The sequence below is a fragment of the Nostocoides sp. F2B08 genome (assembly GCF_009184895.1).
Taxonomy (GTDB): Bacteria; Actinomycetota; Actinomycetes; order Actinomycetales; family Dermatophilaceae; genus F2B08.
The window spans coordinates 24,716-44,392 of record NZ_WESE01000005.1 but is presented as its reverse complement, the minus strand read 5'-3'; the positions used below and the strand labels follow the sequence as shown (position 1 = coordinate 44,392).

General features: G+C 71.0%; 19 protein-coding genes and 1 tRNA gene. 10 read left to right on the top strand and 10 right to left on the bottom strand.

The window, feature by feature from the left end; genetic code table 11:
- The first annotated feature begins 18 nt into the window (after window positions 1–18).
- Genes GA707_RS12755 through GA707_RS12745 form a run of 3 tightly spaced genes read left to right on the top strand, consistent with a single transcriptional unit; the run spans window position 19 to window position 2,481 of the window.
- On the top strand, window positions 19–981 hold the full coding sequence (locus GA707_RS12755) for an ERCC4 domain-containing protein (protein WP_152178831.1): 963 nt from the start codon (window positions 19–21) through the stop codon (window positions 979–981).
- Window positions 982–991: 10 nt separating this feature from the next.
- Window positions 992–1,447, top strand: a complete 456-nt coding sequence (locus tag GA707_RS12750) for a MaoC family dehydratase (protein WP_152178830.1) — start codon at window positions 992–994, stop codon at window positions 1,445–1,447.
- The gene (locus GA707_RS12745; protein WP_152178829.1) at window positions 1,444–2,481 is read left to right on the top strand and encodes a phosphotransferase family protein; all 1,038 of its coding nucleotides are present in this window, start codon (window positions 1,444–1,446) and stop codon (window positions 2,479–2,481) included. Before GA707_RS12750 ends, GA707_RS12745 begins: the two co-directional genes overlap by 4 nt.
- A gap of 111 nt (window positions 2,482–2,592) precedes the next feature.
- On the opposite strand, the gene GA707_RS12740 is transcribed toward GA707_RS12745, so the two are convergent.
- The gene (locus tag GA707_RS12740) at window positions 2,593–3,582 is read right to left on the bottom strand and encodes an NADPH:quinone oxidoreductase family protein (protein WP_152178828.1); all 990 of its coding nucleotides are present in this window, start codon (window positions 3,580–3,582) and stop codon (window positions 2,593–2,595) included.
- A 22-nt stretch (window positions 3,583–3,604) separates the two neighbouring features.
- Here GA707_RS12740 and fumC point away from each other — a divergent pair, with 22 nt between their 5' ends.
- The 5 genes from fumC (at window position 3,605) to GA707_RS12715 (ending at window position 8,373) form a co-directional block, all read left to right on the top strand.
- Window positions 3,605–5,005, top strand: coding sequence for a class II fumarate hydratase (gene fumC, locus GA707_RS12735; protein ID WP_152178827.1), 1,401 nt, complete (start codon window positions 3,605–3,607; stop codon window positions 5,003–5,005).
- Between the two features lie 53 nt (window positions 5,006–5,058).
- Window positions 5,059–5,532: a cupin domain-containing protein gene (locus GA707_RS12730; RefSeq protein WP_152178826.1), complete on the top strand. Its 474-nt coding sequence runs from the start codon at window positions 5,059–5,061 to the stop codon at window positions 5,530–5,532.
- A gap of 14 nt (window positions 5,533–5,546) precedes the next feature.
- Window positions 5,547–5,999, top strand: a complete 453-nt coding sequence (locus GA707_RS12725; RefSeq protein WP_152178825.1) for a hypothetical protein — start codon at window positions 5,547–5,549, stop codon at window positions 5,997–5,999.
- Between the two features lie 143 nt (window positions 6,000–6,142).
- The gene (locus tag GA707_RS12720; protein ID WP_152178824.1) at window positions 6,143–7,549 is read left to right on the top strand and encodes an NAD(P)/FAD-dependent oxidoreductase; all 1,407 of its coding nucleotides are present in this window, start codon (window positions 6,143–6,145) and stop codon (window positions 7,547–7,549) included.
- On the top strand, window positions 7,546–8,373 hold the full coding sequence (locus tag GA707_RS12715) for an SDR family NAD(P)-dependent oxidoreductase (RefSeq protein WP_152178823.1): 828 nt from the start codon (window positions 7,546–7,548) through the stop codon (window positions 8,371–8,373). Before GA707_RS12720 ends, GA707_RS12715 begins: the two co-directional genes overlap by 4 nt.
- A gap of 142 nt (window positions 8,374–8,515) precedes the next feature.
- On the opposite strand, the gene GA707_RS12710 is transcribed toward GA707_RS12715, so the two are convergent.
- Window positions 8,516–9,028, bottom strand: a complete 513-nt coding sequence (locus tag GA707_RS12710) for an LURP-one-related/scramblase family protein (RefSeq protein ID WP_193315325.1) — start codon at window positions 9,026–9,028, stop codon at window positions 8,516–8,518.
- A gap of 213 nt (window positions 9,029–9,241) precedes the next feature.
- Window positions 9,242–9,317, bottom strand: a tRNA-Ala gene (locus GA707_RS12705).
- A 132-nt stretch (window positions 9,318–9,449) separates the two neighbouring features.
- On the opposite strand from GA707_RS12705, the gene GA707_RS12700 reads away from it, so the two are divergent.
- Entirely contained in the window at window positions 9,450–10,703 is a 1,254-nt protein-coding gene (locus tag GA707_RS12700; protein WP_152178821.1) for an AI-2E family transporter, read from the top strand.
- 31 nt (window positions 10,704–10,734) lie between these two features.
- Here the strand turns inward: GA707_RS12700 and GA707_RS20895 are convergent, their stop codons facing one another.
- From GA707_RS20895 to GA707_RS12670, 6 genes are all read right to left on the bottom strand, one after another.
- On the bottom strand, window positions 10,735–11,748 hold the full coding sequence (locus tag GA707_RS20895) for a hypothetical protein (RefSeq protein ID WP_193315324.1): 1,014 nt from the start codon (window positions 11,746–11,748) through the stop codon (window positions 10,735–10,737).
- A 92-nt stretch (window positions 11,749–11,840) separates the two neighbouring features.
- The gene (locus GA707_RS12690; RefSeq protein ID WP_226963772.1) at window positions 11,841–12,476 is read right to left on the bottom strand and encodes a GNAT family N-acetyltransferase; all 636 of its coding nucleotides are present in this window, start codon (window positions 12,474–12,476) and stop codon (window positions 11,841–11,843) included.
- Window positions 12,477–12,552: 76 nt separating this feature from the next.
- Window positions 12,553–13,047: a molybdenum cofactor biosynthesis protein B gene (locus GA707_RS12685; protein ID WP_152178819.1), complete on the bottom strand. Its 495-nt coding sequence runs from the start codon at window positions 13,045–13,047 to the stop codon at window positions 12,553–12,555.
- The gene (moaC, locus tag GA707_RS12680) at window positions 13,044–13,541 is read right to left on the bottom strand and encodes a cyclic pyranopterin monophosphate synthase MoaC (protein ID WP_152178818.1); all 498 of its coding nucleotides are present in this window, start codon (window positions 13,539–13,541) and stop codon (window positions 13,044–13,046) included. Before moaC ends, GA707_RS12685 begins: the two co-directional genes overlap by 4 nt.
- Window positions 13,538–14,791, bottom strand: a complete 1,254-nt coding sequence (gene glp / locus GA707_RS12675; RefSeq protein ID WP_193315323.1) for a gephyrin-like molybdotransferase Glp — start codon at window positions 14,789–14,791, stop codon at window positions 13,538–13,540. The genes moaC and glp overlap by 4 nt, the downstream gene beginning before the upstream one ends.
- Window positions 14,788–16,194, bottom strand: coding sequence for a UTP--glucose-1-phosphate uridylyltransferase (locus GA707_RS12670; RefSeq protein WP_226963771.1), 1,407 nt, complete (start codon window positions 16,192–16,194; stop codon window positions 14,788–14,790). The genes glp and GA707_RS12670 overlap by 4 nt, the downstream gene beginning before the upstream one ends.
- 38 nt (window positions 16,195–16,232) lie before the next feature.
- Here GA707_RS12670 and GA707_RS12665 point away from each other — a divergent pair, with 38 nt between their 5' ends.
- Complete coding sequence (locus GA707_RS12665) at window positions 16,233–16,856, top strand: 5-formyltetrahydrofolate cyclo-ligase (protein WP_226963770.1); 624 nt, start codon at window positions 16,233–16,235, stop codon at window positions 16,854–16,856.
- 142 nt (window positions 16,857–16,998) lie between these two features.
- On the opposite strand, the gene GA707_RS12660 is transcribed toward GA707_RS12665, so the two are convergent.
- A complete protein-coding gene (locus GA707_RS12660; RefSeq protein ID WP_152178817.1) occupies window positions 16,999–19,581 on the bottom strand; it encodes a penicillin acylase family protein in 2,583 nt (860 codons plus the stop codon).
- Window positions 19,582–19,677: the final 96 nt, after the last annotated feature.

The window sequence follows — 19,677 nt, the reverse complement described above, 5'->3', positions numbered from 1 at the left end:
CGATGCGACGATGACGGGGTGCCGGAGGACTTCGTCATCGCCCGCAACCCCGAGCCCGACAGCACCCTCCCCTACCTGGTCCGCATCCCTCTCGGCCCGCACGGGATCGTGCTCAAGGCCCGCGAGACCTGGCCGCGCACGGCGAAGGTGTACTGCCACCGCGCCGAGGCCTGGCCTGAGGATGCGGAGATCGTCGAGCGCGTCCCGACCCGGTCGTGCGTCCGCCGAGGAGCAGCCATCGACCTCGTTCTCGACCGGGGCAGGGAGAACCGCTCCCAGTTCGTCCTCACCCATATCCGGGGCGGGCGGGAGGCGATCTTCTGGCAGACCGGTCGCACGACGAAGCAGGCGCGGCCCCGCGGGAGCCTCCCCACCGCACGTGCGTCCGGCCGGAGCGACCTGACCATCTACATCGACAGCCACGAGCGCTACGCCTGGAAGTTCTCCGACCAGCAGGCCATGACCGAGCGGCGCGCCCTGCCCGCAGGGGACTACGCCGTCGAGCTCGACGGCCGCGTCGTCGCCGCGGTCGAGCGCAAGTCCCTGTCCGACCTCGTCACGACCCTCACCAGCGGTCGACTGCGGTACGTCATGGCGGACCTCGCAGCCCTCGACCATGCGGCCGTCGTCGTCGAGGACCGATACTCCCGGATCCTCGGGCTGGACCACGTCCGACCGGCTGTCGTCCTCGACGGACTCGGCGAGTGTCAGGCGCGGTTCCCCGCTGTGCCGGTGGTCTTCGCCGAGACCCGAGCGCTGGCCCAGGAGTGGACGTTCCGCTTCTTCGGCGCCGCACTGTCGCGGGCCGAGGACGAGAGCGGCGCGGAGCGCCGCTTCGGCGACCTCGTGCAGGCAGGGCCCCTCGGGGCGCCCGAGCCGACCACCGCGGAGGTGCGGGCCTGGGCGCGCGAGCACGGCATACCGGTTCCGGACCGCGGTCGACTGCGACCGGAGGTCTGGGCCGCCTACCGCGACCGATAGGTTGGCCCGCATGCGTACTCTCACCGGCATCGACGACCTCGAGAGCCTCGTCGGTCAGCACCTCGGCACGAGCGAGTGGGTCGATATCACCCAGGAGCGGATCGACGCGTTCGCCGAGGCGACCGGCGACCACCAGTGGATCCACGTCGACCCCGAGCGCGCGAAGGAGGGCCCGTTCGGGACCACCATCGCGCACGGCTACCTCACGCTGAGCCTGCTGCCGTTGTTCTACAGCACGGTCTACCGGGTCGAGGGCGTGCGGATGGGCATCAACTACGGCGCCAACAAGGTCCGCTTCCTCACCCCGGTGCCCGTGGGGTCGCGGCTGCGAGGATCGATCGAGGTCGGAGAGGTCACGCGGGTCCCGAACGGCGGCGCCCAGGTCACGTTGAACGTCACCGTGGAGCTCGAGGGGTCCGACAAGCCCGCCTGCTACGCCGAGGCCATCTCGGTCATGTACACGTGAGCGACCGCGACCTGCCCGGCGCAGACCTGGGCGCGCTCGCCACGTGGCTGCGTGAGCAGCACCCGGGAGTCGTCGAGGGCGACCTCCACGGCACCCTGGTGCCCGGTGGCAAGTCCAACCTCACCTACATCGTCTCCGACGGCGCCGGCCGCGAGGTCGTGCTCCGGCGCCCTCCCCTCGGACACGTCCTCGCCACCGCGCACGACATGGGTCGGGAGTCGCGCGTCATGAGCGCCCTCGCCGGATCCGCCGTCCCCGTGCCGCAGGTCCTTGCAGTCTGTGCCGACGAGTCCGTCCTCGGGGCGCCGTTCTACGTCATGAGCAAGGCCACCGGCGCTGCCTACCGGACCAAGGAGGAACTCGACGAGCTCGGCACCGAGCGCACTGCGGCCATCATCGAGCGCCTCATGACCGTGCTCGCCGACCTGCACTCGATCGACCCGGAGGATGTCGCGCTCGGCGACTTCGGCCGGCCGGAGGGTTTCCTCGCCCGCCAGGTCCAGCGGTGGCGCAAGCAGTTCGACGCCTCCCGCAGCCGCGACCTGCCCGGCGAGATCGCCCTGTTCGAGGCGCTCGCCGAGCACGTGCCCGACCAGGGTCCGACCGGGATCGTCCACGGCGACTACCGGCTCGACAACTGCCTCGTCGACGTGACGCTTCCCGGCGATCCGCTCACGGCGGTGCTCGACTGGGAGATGTCGACGATCGGCGACCCGCTGACCGACCTCGCCCTCCTCCTCGTCTACTCCGACCTCGGGCGCGACCCGGCCTGGAGCGCAGCGGTCACCACCGCGCCACTGGCCGCCGGCTACCCCTCCAACGAGCAGCTCATCGAGCGGTATGCGTCGGTCAGCGACCGCGACCTGAGCCACCTCTCGTGGTACATCGCTCTGGCGAACTACAAGCTCGCCGGGGTGATGGAGGGCATCCACTACCGGTTCGTGCAGGGCAAGACCGTCGGCGCGGGCTTCGAGCACGCCGGCGGTGGCGTCTACATGCTGCTCGAGAACGGGCTGGCCGCCCTCCGCCGCTGACCGCACTCTCCCGATCCCGCGAGGGACGGTTCAGCGGTGGCTATGACCACGGATGGCCACCGCTGCGCCGTCCGTCGCGGCCGGGATCCCTCAGGCGGCCGGGCGATCGACTCAGGCGGCCGGCGAGAACACGACGCGGCCGACCGTGTGCCCGTCTGCGAGCGCCTGGACGCCCGCGGGCACCTCGTCCAGCCCCCGCGCCTCCCCGATCAGCGGGCGGACGATGCCCTTCTCGGCGAGCCGGGTCAGCTCCTCGTGGCACTCCCGGACGGCGGCCGGGTCCTGCGCGGCGTACAGCCCCCAGTGCAGCCCGAGGATCGAGTAGTTCTTCACGAGAGCGTGGTTGAGCGCCGCCTGCTGCATCTCACCGCCGGCGAAGCCGATGACGAGGATGCGGCCCTCGAAGGCGATGCACTTCGTCGAGCGCTGGTAGGTCTCGCCGCCCACCGGGTCGAAGATGACGTCGGCACCCCGACCGCCGGTGACGTCCTTGACGACCTCGACGAAGTCCTGGGAGTGCCGGTCCACGACGACATCCGCGCCGAGCCGACGGGCGTACTCGGCCTTGTCGGGTCCGCCGACGATGCCGATGACCCGCGCACCGGCGGCCTTGCCGAGCTGGATCGCCGCCGACCCCACGCCGCCGGCGGCCGCATGGATGAGCAGCGTCTCTCCCTTCTGGAGCCGCGCCCGGCGGTGCAGGGCGAACCAGCCGGTCTGGTAGCCGATGAACAGCGCGGCGGCCTCCTCGTGCGTGAGAGACACCGGGGCGGCGAACGTGCCCGCGGAGTCGAGCACCGCATACTCGGCGAACGCTCCGTGCGGGAGGACCGGTCCACCGATCACCCGGTCGCCCGCGGCCCAGTCGGTGACGTGTGGTCCGACGTCCACGACCTCGAAGCATCCCTCGACGCCCGGGGTGAAGGGGAGGGGTGGACGCACCTGGTACATGCCCCGGCACATGAGGACATCCGGGAAGTTGGCGGGTGCGGCCAGCGTGCGGACGAGCAGCTGGGCGCCGTGGATGCGGGGGATGTCGAGGTCGACCTCCGTGAGGACGTCCTTGGGTTCGCCGAGCTCGGTCACCTGCCATGCGCGCATATCCCGACCCTACGATGGATCGATGAGCGATGAGGCGAATCTGCGGGTGGAGCACGACACGATCGGGCCGGTCGAGGTGCCGGCCGACCGGCTGTGGGGAGCCCAGACGCAGCGGTCCCTGCAGAACTTCGACATCAGCGGGGAGCGACAGCCGCGTGAGATCGTCCGTGCGCTGGCCATCGTGAAGCGCTCGAGCGCCATCGTCAACGCCCGCCTCGGGGCGCTCCCCCAGGACCGCGCCGACGCGATCGTCCAGGCTGCGGACGAGGTGCTGGCCGGCGACCACGACGACCACTTCCCCCTCGTCGTCTGGCAGACCGGATCCGGCACGCAGTCGAACATGAACATGAACGAGGTCCTGGCCAACCGGGCCAGCGAGCTTCTCGGTGGCAGCCGCGGCGCGGACCGGCTGGTCCACCCCAACGACGACGTCAACAAGAGCCAGTCGAGCAACGACGTCTATCCAACGGCCATGCACGTCGCGGCGGTCGAGGGTGTCGAGCGGGACCTGATTCCAGGGCTTGAGCAGCTGCGGGCGACCCTGGCGGACAAGGCAGCCCGCTTCGACGACGTCGTCAAGATCGGTCGCACCCATCTCATGGACGCCACCCCGCTCACGCTCGGGCAGGAGATGAGCGGCTGGGTGGCCCAGCTCGAGCACGCCGAGCGTCACCTCCGGGACGCGCTCCCCCATGTCCGCGAGCTCGCGCTCGGCGGCACCGCCGTCGGGACGGGCCTGAACACACCCGAGGGGTATGCGGTGGCCGTCGCCGCGGAGATCGCGGAGTTCACCGGGCTCGAGTTCGTGACCGCACCCAACAAGTTCGAGGCGTTGGCCACCTGCGACGGGCTCGTTCAGCTCCACGGGGCCCTCAAGGGCCTGGCCGCAGGCCTGATGAAGATCGCGAACGACGTCCGGTGGATGGCGAGCGGTCCGCGCTCGGGACTCGCCGAGATCAGCATCCCGGCGAACGAGCCGGGCAGCTCGATCATGCCGGGCAAGGTCAACCCGACCCAGAGCGAGGCCCTGACGATGCTGGCCGCGCAGGTCATGGGCAACGACGTCGCCGTCTCGGTCGGCGGCGCGTCGGGCAACTTCGAGCTCAACGTCTTCCGGCCGATGATCGCCCACAACGTCTGCCAGTCCATCCGGCTGCTCGCGGACGGTATGCGCAGCTTCGACGCGAACTGCGCCCGCGGCATCGAGCCGAACCACGACCGGATCACCGAGCTGCTCGAGCGCTCGCTCATGCTCGTCACGGCGCTCAACCCGCACATCGGCTACGACAAGGCGGCGCAGATCGCCAAGCGGGCGCACAGCGAGGGCACGACGCTGCGTGAGGCCGCGGTCGCGAGCGGACACCTGACCGGTGAGGAGTTCGACGCCTGGGTCGTCCCCGGTGACATGATCGGCCGGCGCTGAACTGGCGCCGGCACGGACCTGCCGCAACGGCCACCGGGATGCCACCATGGACCATGGCGCACATCATCCGCGCCGGTGCCGGTGAGGTCCTCGGCCCGCCGACCGGCTGTCAGGACCGCTTCGTCGTCGACTCCCGTGAGACCGACGGACGGCTCGCACTCGTCGAGCACATCCTCGCCCCGCACTCGATCGCGGCGCCGATGCACCGGCACTCGAGAGAGGACGAGATGAGCGTCATCCTCGAGGGGCGCGTGTGGTTCGTCGCGGCGGGTGAGGAGCACGTGGCAGAGGTCGGGGACGTCGTGGTCAAGCCCCGCGGTGAGTGGCACACGTTCTGGAACGCCGCCGACTCCCCCGCCCGGCTCATGGAGCTGATCCATCCCGGCGGGCTCGAGCACGGCTTCCGGACGATGGACACCTCCGAGGACGACGACGTGCTGGCCCAGGTCGCGATCGACTACGGGTGCGACCTGGACCTGGACGCGACCGGTCCGATCATGGAGCGCTACGGCCTGGTCTTCGCCTGAGCCGCAGCCTGACGATGAGCCTCGACCAAGAGCGCGAGCGGTCCCTCGCCGTCGACCTCTACAACCACACCTGGACGTTGCTCGAGGACACCAGCACACCCGAGCGGCAGGACGAGGTCGTGCACTGCGCGCACGCGAGCGCGTGGCACTGGTCGAGAGTCGGGACGGCACAGAACCGCGCCATCGGGGAGTGGCAGCTCTCGCGGGTGTATGCGGTGCTCGCCCGACCCGAGCCCGCCCTCCACCACGCTCAGCGGGCGCATGACCTGGCCCAGGAGGTCGGTGACGTGCCCTGGCTGGTGGCCAGCGCATACGAGGCCCTGGCCCGCGCGTATGCGGTGGCCGGCGAGCGCGACGAGGCGCGCCTCTGGCGCGACCGCGCCGTCGAAGCGCTCGGCGCCGTCGACGACCCCGAGGACCGCGCGGTCGTCGAGGGCGACCTCGCCTCGCTGCCCGACCTCGACTGACGGGTCCGGGGCGAGCGAGGGCCCTGACCCACCCGCCGAGAGATGGTTTCGGACGCGATTCTCTACCGGGACCGTGTCCGCAACCATCCGTCGTCGACGCAGTTGCCGCCCACGCCCCACCCAAGGGTGTGATGATCTGGGACATGCCCTACTTCGTGCGAGCCTCGCATCTCGCGCCACCCGTCACCGAGGCGATTCCGCCGGACGACTCCCTGCCACGCGTCTGCATCATCGGAGCGGGCTCCTCCGGGCTGGCCGCCGCGAAGACGCTCTACCTCGCCCGCATCCCGTTCGACTGCTTCGAGGCCGGCAGCGCCATCGGGGGCAACTGGCTCTACGACAATCCCAACGGCCGCTCGGCCTGCTACGAGACCCTGGAGATCAACACCTCCTGCCCGCGGATGGCCTTCTCCGACTTCCCGATGCCGGAGGACTACCCGCCCTATGCACGCCACGACCAGGTCCACGCCTACTTCGAGTCCTACGTGGACCACTTCGGGTTCCGGCACACGATCACGTTCGACACGTCGGTCGAGCGTGTCGAGCCGGATGAGTCCGGCGGGTGGCGGGTGACTGTCAGCGGCCCGCACGGCGCGCATACCCGCACCTACGACGCCGTCATGGTCGCCAACGGGCACCATTGGGACGCCCGCTGGCCCGACCCGCCGTATCCCGGCCACTTCGACGGCGAGCAGATCCACGCCCACGACTACCGCTCGGGCGAGCAGCTGGAGGGGCGCGACGTGCTCGTCGTCGGCGCCGGCAACTCAGCCATGGACATCGCGGTCGAGGCGTCCTACCGGGCGCGGAGCGCGTTCCTCTCGATCCGTCGGGGCCAGTGGGTCCTGCGCAAGATGGCGTTCGGGCGGCCCGCGGACCAGGTCGCACTGCCCGGTTGGCTGCCCTGGTGGGCCACGGCCGCCCGACTCCGCCTCGGGGCGCTCCTCGCGGGTGGACTCAGCCGCTACGGACTTCCCAAACCGACCCACCGCCCGGGTCAGTCCCACCCCGTGCAGTCGGACCAGATCCGAGACCGCCTCGCTGCCGGAGCGGTCACGGTGCGTCCTGCCATCGAGCGCCTCGACGGCCACACCGTGGCCTTCGTCGACGGCACGACGTGCCGGGCGGACCTCATCGTCTGGGCCACCGGGTACCGCGTGAGCTTCCCGTTCCTCCCGCCCGACCTGGTGCCGGTGCACGACAACGACCTCCCCCTGTGGAAGCGCACGGTCCACCCCGATCTGCCGGGTCTGTTCTTCATCGGGCTGCTGCAGCCGCTCGGGGCGATCATGCCGCTGGCCGAGGCCCAGAGTCAGTGGGTCGTCGAGATGCTCACCGGTCGGTACACCCCGCCACCGGAGGCCGAGGTCCGTCGGCATCTGGCGGCCGAGCACGAGCGCAACCGGCGACAGTTCTACGACTCCCCGCGGCACACCATGGAGATCGACTTCGACCACTACCTGTGGGACCTGCGCCGCGAACGGCGTCGAGGCGCCGGACGTGCCCGAGCAACCGGTCGAGTCGCGGCCCCCGAAAGGAGATCGGTATGAGCCGCCGGTATGCGGTGGCCGGCCGCGTCGTCGCCGTCACCGGCGGCGGCCGGGGCATCGGGGAGCGGATCGCCGTGCGGCTCGCCGCTGCGGGTGCTCGGGTCGCCGTCGGCGACATCGACGAGACCGCGGCCGTCCGAGTGGCGAGCGAGCTCGGCGACGAGCACGTGGGACGCCACCTCGACGTCACCTCGACGGAGTCCTTCGGGGCGTTCCTCGACGAGGTCGGGAGCACGCTCGGGTCCGTCGACGTCCTCGTCAACAACGCAGGCGTCATGTGGGTCGGTCCGTTCGCGGAGGAGCCGGAGATCTGCCTGCGGCGCCAGCTCGAGGTCAACCTCGTCGGCGTCATGCGCGGCGTGCGGCTCGTCGCTCCGGCGATGCAGGCGCGCGGCTCGGGTCACATCGTCACGATCGCGTCGGCGGGATCGCTGCTCGCCCTTCCCGGCGAGGCCTCCTACGCCGCTACGAAGCACGGAGTGCTCGGCTACCTGAAGGCCGTCCGCGAGGAACTGCTCGGCAGTGGCGTGCACCTCAGCGTCGTGCTGCCGGCCGTGGTGGACACCCAGCTGGCCGCCGGGACGGCGACAGGGATTGCGGGACGGCTCTCGCCCGATCGGGTCGCGGAGGCAGTGCTCGAGGTGCTGACGAAGCCGCGATTCGAGGTGAGCATCCCGCGCTACGTCGACCCGCTCAACCGGGCGATCGGACTCCTCCCCCGCCCTGCGCGCGATGCCGTGAGCCGTCGGCTCGTACCCAACCAGCTCCGCGAGTCCGACCCCGGCGCACGGGCGGACTACCAGTCCAGGCTCGAAACGGACTGAGAGTGCCTCGTCTGATCCCAACGGCAGGTCCTCCAACGGGTATTCATGGCATATCGGAGACCGACGCCCGAGGACAGGACCGCGGCCACGGCCACGGCCACGGCCGGACGCAACCTTGACGCATCCGGCAAGTGCGGCGGGGTCAGTCGCGCTCGACCCAGCGGTCGACCGCCCAGACGAGCGCGAACGCCACCTCAGGGGCGAGGCCGTCTGCGACGTCGATGACGTACTGGTCGCGGATCGCGACCCACTTCTGGGTGATCTGCAGGACGTGCCGCCCGGAGCTGTCGTTGACTGCGTAGTTCTTCTCGATGAGACTTCCCTCGAGGAACCACTCCTCGCCGGAGGCGAGGGTGACATTGATCTTGTCCTTGACGAACTTGAAGGCCTTGGCGTGCAGGTGCGCGACCTGGTTCCCTTCGGCGTCCGTGACGTCCATCCGCTTCGGGATGCCGAGCAGGTTCCCGCGTACGCTGTACCGGACGGTGCCGTCACGATCCTGGATGTCGGCCTTGGGACGCGTGCCGAGCTTACCGTCGACGAAGAACAGCTGGTCCTCGGTCTGCGGGTCGAGGATGCGGAAGTCGCGGCCGGCGCCGAACTTGCTCTTCATGAGGTAGCGGGTGTAGCCGGCAGGGGCAGACGGGATGGCCATCGGGACCTCCAAGCAACGCTGGGGCCGCCACCGTGGGGCCCTGGCGAATGTTAACCGCCGGGGTGGGATGCCCGCCAGCGGCTCCGAGGCAGAGAAGGTGCAAAGGGCCGGACGCAAAGCGTGTCCGGCCCCTTGTCGGGTGGTGGAGCTGAGGGCGGGCCCACTCAGGTCCGCCAGACGACGAAGAGCCGGCGTCAGCCGGCCCTTGTCGGGTGGTGGAGCTGAGGGGATTCGAACCCCTGACCTTCTCATTGCGAACGAGACGCGCTACCAACTGCGCCACAGCCCCGAGTGCCGTCGTAGAGGGTAGCACCGCCGTCGGTCCGTGACGAAACTCCCCCGGTGACCTGCGCATACCTGCTCTCCCCCCATCCGTTCGCCGCTCCGACGCGTGTCACCCGGACCGCTTAGGCTCGGCCCCATGAGCAGATTCGCGTTGCAGCGCCGAGCGCTGGACAGGTTGCGCCAGGCACGCGCACAGGCGGTCGCCCCGCCACCCATGGCTCGACCGGCCAGGGCCCAGGCCCAGGACCGCCAGCACCCTGTGCCGCTGACCCTGCGCAACGCCGCCGAGTGGTCCTGGCGGTTCCTGCTCGTCGCGGCGGCGCTCCTCGTCATCCTCAAGGGCCTGACGATCCTGTCCCAGATCGTCGTCCCGTTGCTCGTCGCCCTGCTCCTGGCTGCGTTGCTCCAGCCACTGTTCAGCGGGATGTCCCGCGCTCTGCCCCGCACCCTTTCCGCCGGCCTCACCGTCGTCGCGCTGCTCCTGATCCTCAGCGGTGCGTTCACCGTCATCGGTCGCACGCTCTCCGAAGGGCTCGGAGACGTGACCGAGCAGGTGCTCCAGGGCGTCGAGGAGGTGCGGGCGTGGGTGCGGGACACCTTCGGGATCACGAACGTCCAGCTCGACCAGTACATCGACCAGGCCCGCGAGACGGTCACGAGCAACGCCGGGGAGGGCATCGGCCCGATGCTCACCACCGTCGGCCTGACGGCCGGGCACTTCATCGCCGGGTTCTTCATCGCGCTCTTCGCGCTGTTCTTCTTCCTCTACGACGGGCAGCGCATCTGGTCGTGGCTCATCCGGCTATTCCCCCGTCCGACACGCGCCGGGGTGGACGAGGCCGGGCACATCGCGTGGGGCCAGCTCGGCGCCTTCACCCGTGCGACGGTCATCGTCGCGTTCGCCGACGCCATCGGGATCACGTTGGTCGCCGTGCTCCTCGACGTGCCCTTCCCGGCGATCATCTTCCTGCTCGTCTTCCTCGGCGGCTTCATCCCGATCATCGGCGCGAGCATCTCAGGGGCGGTCGCGGTCCTGTTGGCCCTCGTCGCGCAGGGACCGATCACCGCCCTGCTGATGCTCGGGGGCGTGATCGCGGTGCAGCAGATCGAGTCGCACCTGCTGCAGCCCCTCCTCCTCGGCCGGGTGATGAAGCTCCATCCGCTCGGCGTCATCCTCGCCATCGCCGCCGGAGTGGTTCTCGCCGGCATCACCGGTGCGCTCATCGCCGTGCCGGTGGTCGCCGTCCTCAACGCGGTGGGCAAGTACTACTTCGCCGACGAGGACGTCACGGCCGCCGACGACGGGCTCCTCGACCCCGACCCGGTGACGGATCTGCCGCCGGATCGCCGAGAGCTGAACGAGACCGGCGCGACGACCGGCAGCGACTGAGCCGCAGGCCGCCCGAGGGACAGGGGTCCGCTCAGGTGCCGTATGCGGCGGTCCGGGGCTCCGGCTGCTCACCGTCGGCGGGGACGACGGCTGCGGGACCTGTCGGCGCGTCGACCGCGTCGTCCGCCCGGGTGCTCTGCCCTTCTGCGGCGGACACCGGTGCATCGGCCTTGACCGGGTCGACGGTCACCGCAGCGGAAGGACGCTCGGCCTTGGCCTTGAGCGTGTACGTCGGCGGGGGAACGGGGACCGGCTGCCATCCGTCCGGTCGACCCTCCGCCTCGGCGGTGACCTCCGTTCGCTCGAGCAGCTCCGCATCTGCGAGGTCGCCGACCTCACCCGAGTCGGCCGCCGGTCCTCCGTGCACTGACCGATCGGAGCCACGGGCACCGACCGGCTCGGTGGCCCGGTGCGACGCAGGTGAGCGCCGCACGGTCTGCCTCTGCCGGGCGCGTGCCCGGCGAGCGCGCCGGGCCGCCTGCTCGGCTCGCACCCCCGCGCGCACGAACAGGAAGGAGCCCACGACCGCGGCGGCACCGACGATCGGCACCCACGGCAGCAGGATCGAGAACGCCGCCAGACCGACGAGGACGATGGTCGCGACGACCGAACCGAGCAGGATGAGGCCGCGCACCCGGCGACTCGGCGAGACCGACATCGGGCGGGACTGCGGTGGGCGATCGGCCCCGGTCGGATTCGGTCGGCTGGGCCGGCGTTGGGGATGAGAAGGCTGCGGGCTCGACATGCGGGGTACTCCTCCACGCGAGGGGAACGGCTGCGTCGGTGCAAGCGGCTTGGCGACGACCTGGGGCCGCGGAGCGGGACGGGCGCCGACGACCCGGGCCGGAGACACCGCATACGCGGTCGAGATCCGGTCGCCGGAGGGGGCGCGTAGGACGGGTCGGCGCTCGAGGACGCGCATTGCCTCGCTGAAGGCCTCGACCGAACGGGCGGTCGCGAGGTGTTCGCGGCGGCGCGACCAGTACTGGACGAAGTAGGCAACCCAGATCGCGACCAGCACGACGAAGACGATCCCGGTACCCACGGGTCCCACCGTAGGACCGCGTCACGGCACCGCCGGTCAACCGACGCGGTGTGTCGCACAAGTGACGTGTGAAACGGATGTGACGGGCGGGATCAGACCTCGCTGCGCTCCGCCCACGACCGTGTCAGCCGCTCCGCGAAGGTCCGTCCCCAGCCGTCCTCGGCGAGGTCCTCGGCCGTGAGCGCGAAGATGCGGTGGTCCCGCCAGGCACCGTCGATATGCAGGAAGTTCGGCCGCACCCCCTCGTCGCGCATCCGGAGCTTGTGTGCGACAGCGAGGGACGCCGTGTTCTCGGGGCGGATCCCGAGCTCGAGTCGGTGCAGGCCGAGCCCGCCGAAGCCGTAGTCACCGAGCAGCGCCACCGCTGTCGGTGCGATCCAGCGTCCCGCCATCCGTGAGGACACCCAGTAGCCGGCACTGAACGACCGGGCGGCGCCCCACACGATCGAGTTGCCGTTGATCTGCCCGACGATCTGGCCGCGACTCTCGATCACGAAGGCGAGCGACTCCTTGGCGCGGGCGCGGCGCCGTTGCCGACGCACCATCTCCCGGAAGGTCAGCGTCGGTCGATCCCCGTCGGGGCTCGTCGGGTCCCATGGCGTGAGCCAGCCTGCGTCGCGGCGCCGGGCCTCCGCATACGCCTCCTGGTCACGCATCCGGAAGGGGCGCAGCGTGATCGGCTCACCCGCCGGCGTGCGGCCCGCGAGCACGAGCTCGTGCCGGCTCACCGGAGCCGCCCGAGTGCCTGCCTTCGACCCGGCAACGCGGCCTCGGTGTCCGCGGAGGCGCGACGCCTCGACCCCATCAGTGGTCGCCACCGGCGATCTGGCTGACCGCGTGCGTGAGGACGGGTGCGATCACGTCGAGCGCATCGCGGACGCCGCCTGTGGACCCGGGGACGTTGACGATCAGGGTGCGACCGGACAGACCTGCGACACCGCGGGAGAGCATGGCGGTCGGTACGCCGGCGGTCACGCCGGCGGACCGGATCGCCTCGGCGATCCCGGGGACCTCACGGTCGATGACCGCACGGGTGGCTTCGGGGGTGCCGTCGGTCGGGGACAGCCCCGTTCCGCCGGTCGTGAGGACGACCGACGCGCCCGTCGCGACGGCCTCGCGCAGCGCCGCCTCGACGAGCGGGCCGTCGGGAACGACGACGGGGTCCCCGCACGAGAAGCCCCACGAGCGCAAGGCCTCGACGAGCAGGGGCCCACCCCGGTCGGGATAGACGCCTCCCGCAGCTCGGGTCGAGCAGGTCACGACGACCGCGTGCGGGGGTGGGGTCTCGTCGGCACTCACGGTGAGGCCTCCTCGCGCCAGTCCCCCGATCGTCCCCCGGACTTCGCGGTCACCCGCACGTCGGTGATGCGGGCGTGCTTGTCGACGGCCTTGACCATGTCGATGACGGTGAGAGCGGCGACGCTGACCGCGGTGAGCGCCTCCATCTCGATCCCGGTCCGGTCAGCGGTGCGGACCACCGCGACGATCTCGACACCCGCGTCGACGACGGTGAGGTCGACCTCGACGCCGTGCACGGCGATCGGATGGGCGAGCGGGATGAGCTCGGGGGTCCGCTTGACCGCCTGGATCCCCGCGATCCGGGCGACCGAGAGGGCGTCGCCCTTCGGAACCTCTCCCGAGCGCAGCGCCGAGACCGTTGCAGCGTTGAGCAGCACCCGCCCGGCCGCCGAGGCCTCCCGCGCCGTGACCGCCTTGGCCGAGACGTCGACCATGTGCGCCGACCCGTCCGCGCGCACATGCGTCAGGCCGCCCACCTCGTCCGGGTCGGTCATGACGGGACCCCCGCCCCACTCCAGGACCCGGCACCGACGAGCGGGATGCACGCCACCTCGTCCCCCTCGACCACGGCCGTCACCTCGGGGGGCACGATCGCGAGCGCGTTCGAGTCGGCGAGGGCTCCGACCATGTGCGAGCCCTGGCCCGACGCGGGCCAGGCGAGTCCGTGGCGCAGCGTCACCCGGGTCAGCTCGGTCTTGCCCCGGACCGAGGCCCACCCGGCACCGGCGCGGGCGGGCACGGCTCCCGAGCGCCACGAGTCGACGTCGCCGTCGCGTCCCTGGAGAGCCGCGATCGCCGGCAGCACGAACACATGGAACGACACCATCGCGCTGAGCGGGTTGCCGGGCAGCGTCACGAGAGGAGTCCTGCCCTCTCCGATGACGCCGTGGCCCTGCGGCATCCCGGGGCGCATCGCGACCTTGGCGAAGTCGACCGAGCCGCTGTCCGCCAGCACCTCCTTGACCGTGTCGTACGCCCCCATCGAGACACCGCCGGTCGTGAGGACGAGGTCGGCCGCATCGGCGGCTTCGTCCAGCACCGCCCGCAAGGAGCCCGCGTCGTCGCGGGACCGCGCACGCAGGACCGGCTCGGCGCCCACCGCGCGCACGAGGGCGACGAGCATGAGCGAGTTGCTGTCGACGATCTCGCCGTGGCCGAGCTCGGTTCCCGGGTCGCGCAGCTCGTCACCGGTGGAGATGACCGCCACCCGCGGCCGGGTATGCGCGGGCACGGTGGCCACGTTCGCTGCGGCGAGCAGGGCGAGCCTCCCCGGTGTCACCACCGCGCCGGCGGCCAGGAGCTCATCCCCGGCGCGGACATCCTCACCCCGCGCCCGAACATGCCGGCCGACCTCGGGCGCGAGCCGCAGCCGCACCCGATCGGTGCCGCCGTCGCTCAGCTCGACCGGCACGATGGCATCCGCCCCGGCGGGCATCGGCGCACCGGTCATGATCCGCCAGCAACGGCCGGGGGTGAGCTCCAGGTCTCGCGTGTCACCCGCGGCGATGTCCCCCTCCACCGGCAGCTCGACCGGTGTCTCCTCGGAGGCACCGGCACAGTCCGAGGCGCGCACCGCATACCCGTCCATGGCGCTGTTCGTGAACCCGGGCAGGTCGACGCGGGAGCGCACCGGCTCGGCGAGCGTGCACCCCAGCGCATCCACCAGCGGAAGCTCGACGACCGGAGTCGGATGCACGGTCGCGAGGACGGCGGCGAGATGCTCCTCGATGCTCCGCAGGCTCATCGGGGCTCGATGACCTCGGCCCCGGATCGGGTCAGAACGGCACCGTCTGGCACGACGGCCGGGTGCTCGACGACGACGTCGACGTCGCTGACGCACCGCACGCCGGCGCCGAAGGTGAGGTCGCCGCGGATCCGCAACGTCTCGCAGTCACGCAACGACGGGGCGCCGTGGGGGAAGTGGCGGCTGAAGTCGTCGATGAGCGCGTAGGTGGGGCCGAGGTCGATGTAGGGCTCGGGATGGTCGATCGTCGAGACGAGCTCGTAGCCGTCGGTGAGGTCGTAGATGTCGGACTGCATGAGCAGCAGCTCGTTCGTCGTCTTGACCGGCCGGAACCGGGTGCGTGGGATGCCGATCGCGCGCGAGCCTTCGAAGATCTCGATCGCCGAGCCCATGGCGGACTCGATCTGGACGACCGGGGTCGAGAGTCGGTCCGTGGGGTCGACGGTCTTGTGGTTGGCGATCATCGGAAGTCCGAGGACCCCGCCGGTCGCCGTCAGCTGGTCGTGCAGCCGCTCGATGCTCACCCAGAGGTTGTTGGTGTGGAACGTGCTGTGCAGCTCGGTGTCCTGGAAGAACTCCATCTCGCCGGGCGCGACCGCTCCGTTGTCGCGCAGGACGAGGCGCCCATCGCTCCGGCGGACGGCGAGGTGACCGCCCTTGCGGTCGTTGTGCGTCCGCTCGCAGACTTCCGCGACGTAGGGAGCACCCTCGGCCCGCATCCACGCCGCGATATCGGGGTCGCAGGTCGCCCCGAGGTTGTCGATGTTCGACAGGAACAGGGTCTCGTACCCCTGCTCGCGCAGCCGCTCGAGCACTCCGGAGGTGAGGAGTGAGACGTAGACGTCACCGTGGCCGGGCGGGCACCACTCGAGGTCGGGGTTGGCCGGCCAGCTCACGGGCGCAAGGTCGTCGACCGTGAGCTTGGGCTCCCGGTTCTGCAGGATGTCCAGCGGCAGGTCGCCCACCTGGAGGTCGGGGTATGCGCTGAGCGCCTCGAGCGACGGCTCCCGGGTCGAGAACGAGTGCATGAGCAGCAGCGGCAGATCGACGTCGTAGCGTCGCCGCAGCGCGAGCACCTGGCGCGCCACGATGTCGAGGAAGGTCAGGCCGTCGCGGACCGGCACGAGGGACTTGGGGCCCTTCATGCCCATCGAGGTGCCCAGTCCGCCGTTGAGCTTGAGGACGACCGTGCGCGCGAGCGCATCGCGCCGTTCCTCCTCGCTCACCGCGACGTCGCCGAGCTCGGGCACGTCGGTGAGAGGTCTGATGGAGTCCTCGGGGATGGTGCCGGTGTGACCCGCCTGGAGCTGGGCATGGTAGGTCGCGAACACCGCCATCGCCTGGTCGCTCTCGCCGGCCGCGCGCATCAGGTCGAGGGCCGCGTGCAGTCCGGGGTGGCTCATGGGGCTCAAGCGTAGTCGGCTGCTCCTAGCATGGGCGGGTGCCGTCGACCGAGGATCGCGCCCGTGACGACCGGACGCAGGACAAGCGCCGCCGCCGTACCGAGCTGCGCGCCCGGCGTCGTGAGCTGGCCGCCCGGCGCGACCTGGCCGCCGACGGCGTCCGGATCGCCGAGTACGCGCTGGGCGAGGTGGAGCGTCGGCTGGTCGCTGCCCCTGCTGCAGGCAGTCGGGTGACGATCACGGCCTATGAGCCGCTTCCCGTGGAACCGGACATGAGCGCGCTGCTGCGCGCCGCATACGACAGGGGTATGCGCGTGCTGGTCCCGCTGACCCTCACCGATCTCGACCTGGACTGGCGGGAGTGGAGCCCGTCGGGTTCCGGCGCACCGCTCGGCAAGGACGCGGTCGCCGAGGTCTCGGTGGCGTTCGTGCCGGGGCTGGCCGTCGACGCCTCCGGGACCCGACTCGGACAGGGGGGCGGGTGCTATGACAAGGCGCTGCCGCGGGTCCGCTCCGGAGCCCCGGTGATCTGCGTGCTCCACCCGGAGGAGGACCTGACCGAGCCGGCTCTGCCGCGGGAGGTGCACGACGTCGTCGTCGACGCGGTCCTGACGGCCGACGGGATCCGGAGCATCCCCCACCGACCTTCGTTGGACAGGTGAGCAGCCGGCCCCCGACCTTTCCGCCCCGCGCACCCGAACTGCGACCTGACCCGTGCAGTTGCAGGGGTCAGGTCGCAGTTCGGGTGCAGGACCACGGTTCGGCGCCTGAGGTCGTGGAACGGCACCGAAGTCGATGGAGTGCTCAGGAGCGCGGGACCAGCGTGAGGGTCGCGGCCGCAGACTCACGCACCGCCTCCTGGCTATGCGGCCAGGGGAACTGCTCACCCGAGACCCAGGCGTCGATCTGGTCGCCGTAGCGGTCGTTGTAGACGTGACCGCTCTGGCCGGTCTGGTTCACCCAGGTCGACGCGTCGAGATCGGCGAGGTCGACGACCATCCGCATCGCGGGCCCTCGGTCGACCTCATAGCCCTCGTTGGCGCTCCAGCTGTTGGCGTTGATGATCGCCGGGCCACCGGGCAGGGCGTAGGGCCCTCGGTTGGCGAGCCAGCGGATCGGCGCCGGCACGTCCTCGCCGCCGAGGATCGCGTGCTCGAAGGTGATTGTGTGGAGCTTGCCCCACTCCCAGCTCTGCGGGTCCTTGCCGAGCTGGCGGGTCAGCTCCAGACGCGCCTCCTGGAGGGCCTGGCGCAGGATCTCGTCGCGCTCCTCGGTGATGCCCGCGGTCTGCTTGTTGTCCCACCACAGACTGTCTGGCCGCCTGAGCAGCTCGGCGACACTGGCCTGGTTGCGCGCTCCGCCGTCGACCCAGAGGTCCCGCGGGAGCTCGTCGTCGAAGAGCAGCGTGAGCAGGTTGCTCCACACCGCGTTGTAGAAGGCGGCTGCCGCCGCCTCCGGAGAGGCGTCGGCCGGCGTGGTGTAGTCCCAGTCGACGAGGAGCCGCTGCGCCTCACGCGTGAACGGGTCATCGCTCGTGTCGACGAGCAGCAGGGCCGAGACGAGGATCGGCGCGAAGGAGTTGCGGGTGTCCATCTGGAGCTCGGCGACGTCCTGTGGGCTGACGGTGCCGCGCTCCTCGAGCAGCTCGAGGATCCGCGTGGAACGGAACCCCGGGTCGAACTCGGTGGTCAGGAACGGACGAGAGCCTGCCGTGACCGGCTGGTTGGCGGCGACGATCATCTCGTCCTCCGGGTTGAACGCCCACGGCAACTGCGCGAAGGGGACGAACCCGCGCCAGTCGTATCCGGCGTCCCATCCCGGAGCGGGCCAGAAGCCGGGCGGAGCCCCCTGGATCGCGGAGGTGCGGATGGGGATCGATCCGGGCGTCTGGTAGCCGACGTTGCCGTCGACGTCGGCGTAGACGAGGTTCTGCGCCGGGGCCGTCAGCAGCTCTGCGGCGTCGCGGAACTCGGCGAAGCTCGTCGCCGCGTTGAAACCGATGATGGCGTCCATGGTGTTGCCCGGGATGAGACCGGTCCACGCCAGCGCGACGGCGTAGCGCTCCCGAATCTCTCGACCCTCGACCGGGGCATTCGCCCCCGCGTCCCCGGCCGCGGGCGAGACGTCGGAGAGCAAGGGGCCCTGCGGCGCGCTGCGCACCGTGATCGTCACGTCCTCGCCTCCCGCGACACGGATCGTCTCGGTCCGGGTCTCGAGCGGCTCGTAGGCGCCGTCGCGCAGGTAGGTGTCGTCGCGGAGCCGGTGCAGGTAGAAGTCGGTGACGTCGGCGTTGAGGTTGGTCAAACCCCAGGCGATCCGCTGGTTGTGCCCGATCACCACGCCGGGCACCCCGGAGAACGAGAAGCCGCTGACGTCGAACGGGCAGCTGCTCGTGACCGCCCGACAGTGCAGGCCCACCTGGTAGAACGAACTCGGGATGCTCACCGCCAGGTGCGGGTCGTTGGCGAGGATCGGCGCGCCGGTCGAGGACCTCGAGCCCGTGACGACCCACGAGTTGGAGCCGACCGCCTCACCCCGGCCCACCGCGGCCGGCATGGCCTCCATGGCCCCCGCGACCCGCGCATACGCCTGCTCGACTCGGTGGACGTCCCCGAGGTCGACGCCGAGACGCTCGAGCGCGACCCGCGAGTCCGCCGGTCCGTTCGACGCGGGGTCCCACTCCTCCGCCGAGAGGATCGGGGGGCGGGACTCGACGTCGAGGGGCGGGTACAGCTCGAGGATCTGGCCGACCGTCATCCGTCCCGCGAGGCGGGCCCTGGTCAGCTCACCCTCGTAGTTGCCCTTGAGGTCCCAGGCCATGGCCTTGAGCCAGGCGAGCGAGTCGACCGCCGTCCAGTCGTCGACGGTGTAGCCGCCGAACCGCTGACCCAGGACGACGTACTCGAAGGCCATCGTGCTCGGGCTGGCGTGGCGGGCGATATAGGCGTTGACCCCGTCGGCGTAGGCCTGCAGCAGCCTGCGGGTGCGCGGCTCAAGGAGTGGGAGCTCCTGCTCGGCGACGCGGCGCCAGCCGAGGGTGCGCACGACGCGGTCGCTCTCCAGCCCCGCCTCGCCGACGAGCTCCGCGAGGCGGCCGGAGGTGATGTGACGGCGCAGGTCCATCTCGAAGAACCGGTCCTGCGCGTGGACGAAACCCTGCGCCATCGCCAGGTCGTCCGCGGTGTCCGCGAAGATGTGCGGCACCCCGCGCTCGTCCCTGAGCACCTCGACCGGACCGGACAGTCCCGAGATCGCGAGCTCGCCATCCGTCGTGGGATACGGCCGACGCACGCTCGAGGTCGCCAGCGCCACGCCCACCACGAGAGCGATCGCCACACCGATCGCGACCGCGATCAGGGCGAGACGAACCTGCTGACGACGGGTCACCCTGCGAGACTAAGTCACACGAGGCACCGGACGGGAGACGACAGGGCCGTGACAGCGATCATTGCGCAGCGCCCGGCCGCGCGGTGCCGCGGTGTG

Coding starts and splice junctions, on each gene's coding strand:
- GA707_RS12750 (WP_152178830.1), top strand. CDS start 992: ATGCGTACTCTCACCGGCATCGACGACCTCGAGAGCCTCGTCGGTCAG.
- GA707_RS12740 (WP_152178828.1), bottom strand. CDS start 3,582: ATGCGCGCATGGCAGGTGACCGAGCTCGGCGAACCCAAGGACGTCCTC.
- fumC (WP_152178827.1), top strand. CDS start 3,605: ATGAGCGATGAGGCGAATCTGCGGGTGGAGCACGACACGATCGGGCCG.
- GA707_RS12730 (WP_152178826.1), top strand. CDS start 5,059: ATGGCGCACATCATCCGCGCCGGTGCCGGTGAGGTCCTCGGCCCGCCG.
- GA707_RS12725 (WP_152178825.1), top strand. CDS start 5,547: ATGAGCCTCGACCAAGAGCGCGAGCGGTCCCTCGCCGTCGACCTCTAC.
- GA707_RS12720 (WP_152178824.1), top strand. CDS start 6,143: ATGCCCTACTTCGTGCGAGCCTCGCATCTCGCGCCACCCGTCACCGAG.
- GA707_RS12715 (WP_152178823.1), top strand. CDS start 7,546: ATGAGCCGCCGGTATGCGGTGGCCGGCCGCGTCGTCGCCGTCACCGGC.
- GA707_RS12710 (WP_193315325.1), bottom strand. CDS start 9,028: ATGGCCATCCCGTCTGCCCCTGCCGGCTACACCCGCTACCTCATGAAG.
- GA707_RS12700 (WP_152178821.1), top strand. CDS start 9,450: ATGAGCAGATTCGCGTTGCAGCGCCGAGCGCTGGACAGGTTGCGCCAG.
- moaC (WP_152178818.1), bottom strand. CDS start 13,541: ATGACCGACCCGGACGAGGTGGGCGGCCTGACGCATGTGCGCGCGGAC.
- glp (WP_193315323.1), bottom strand. CDS start 14,791: ATGAGCCTGCGGAGCATCGAGGAGCATCTCGCCGCCGTCCTCGCGACC.
- GA707_RS12670 (WP_226963771.1), bottom strand. CDS start 16,194: ATGAGCCACCCCGGACTGCACGCGGCCCTCGACCTGATGCGCGCGGCC.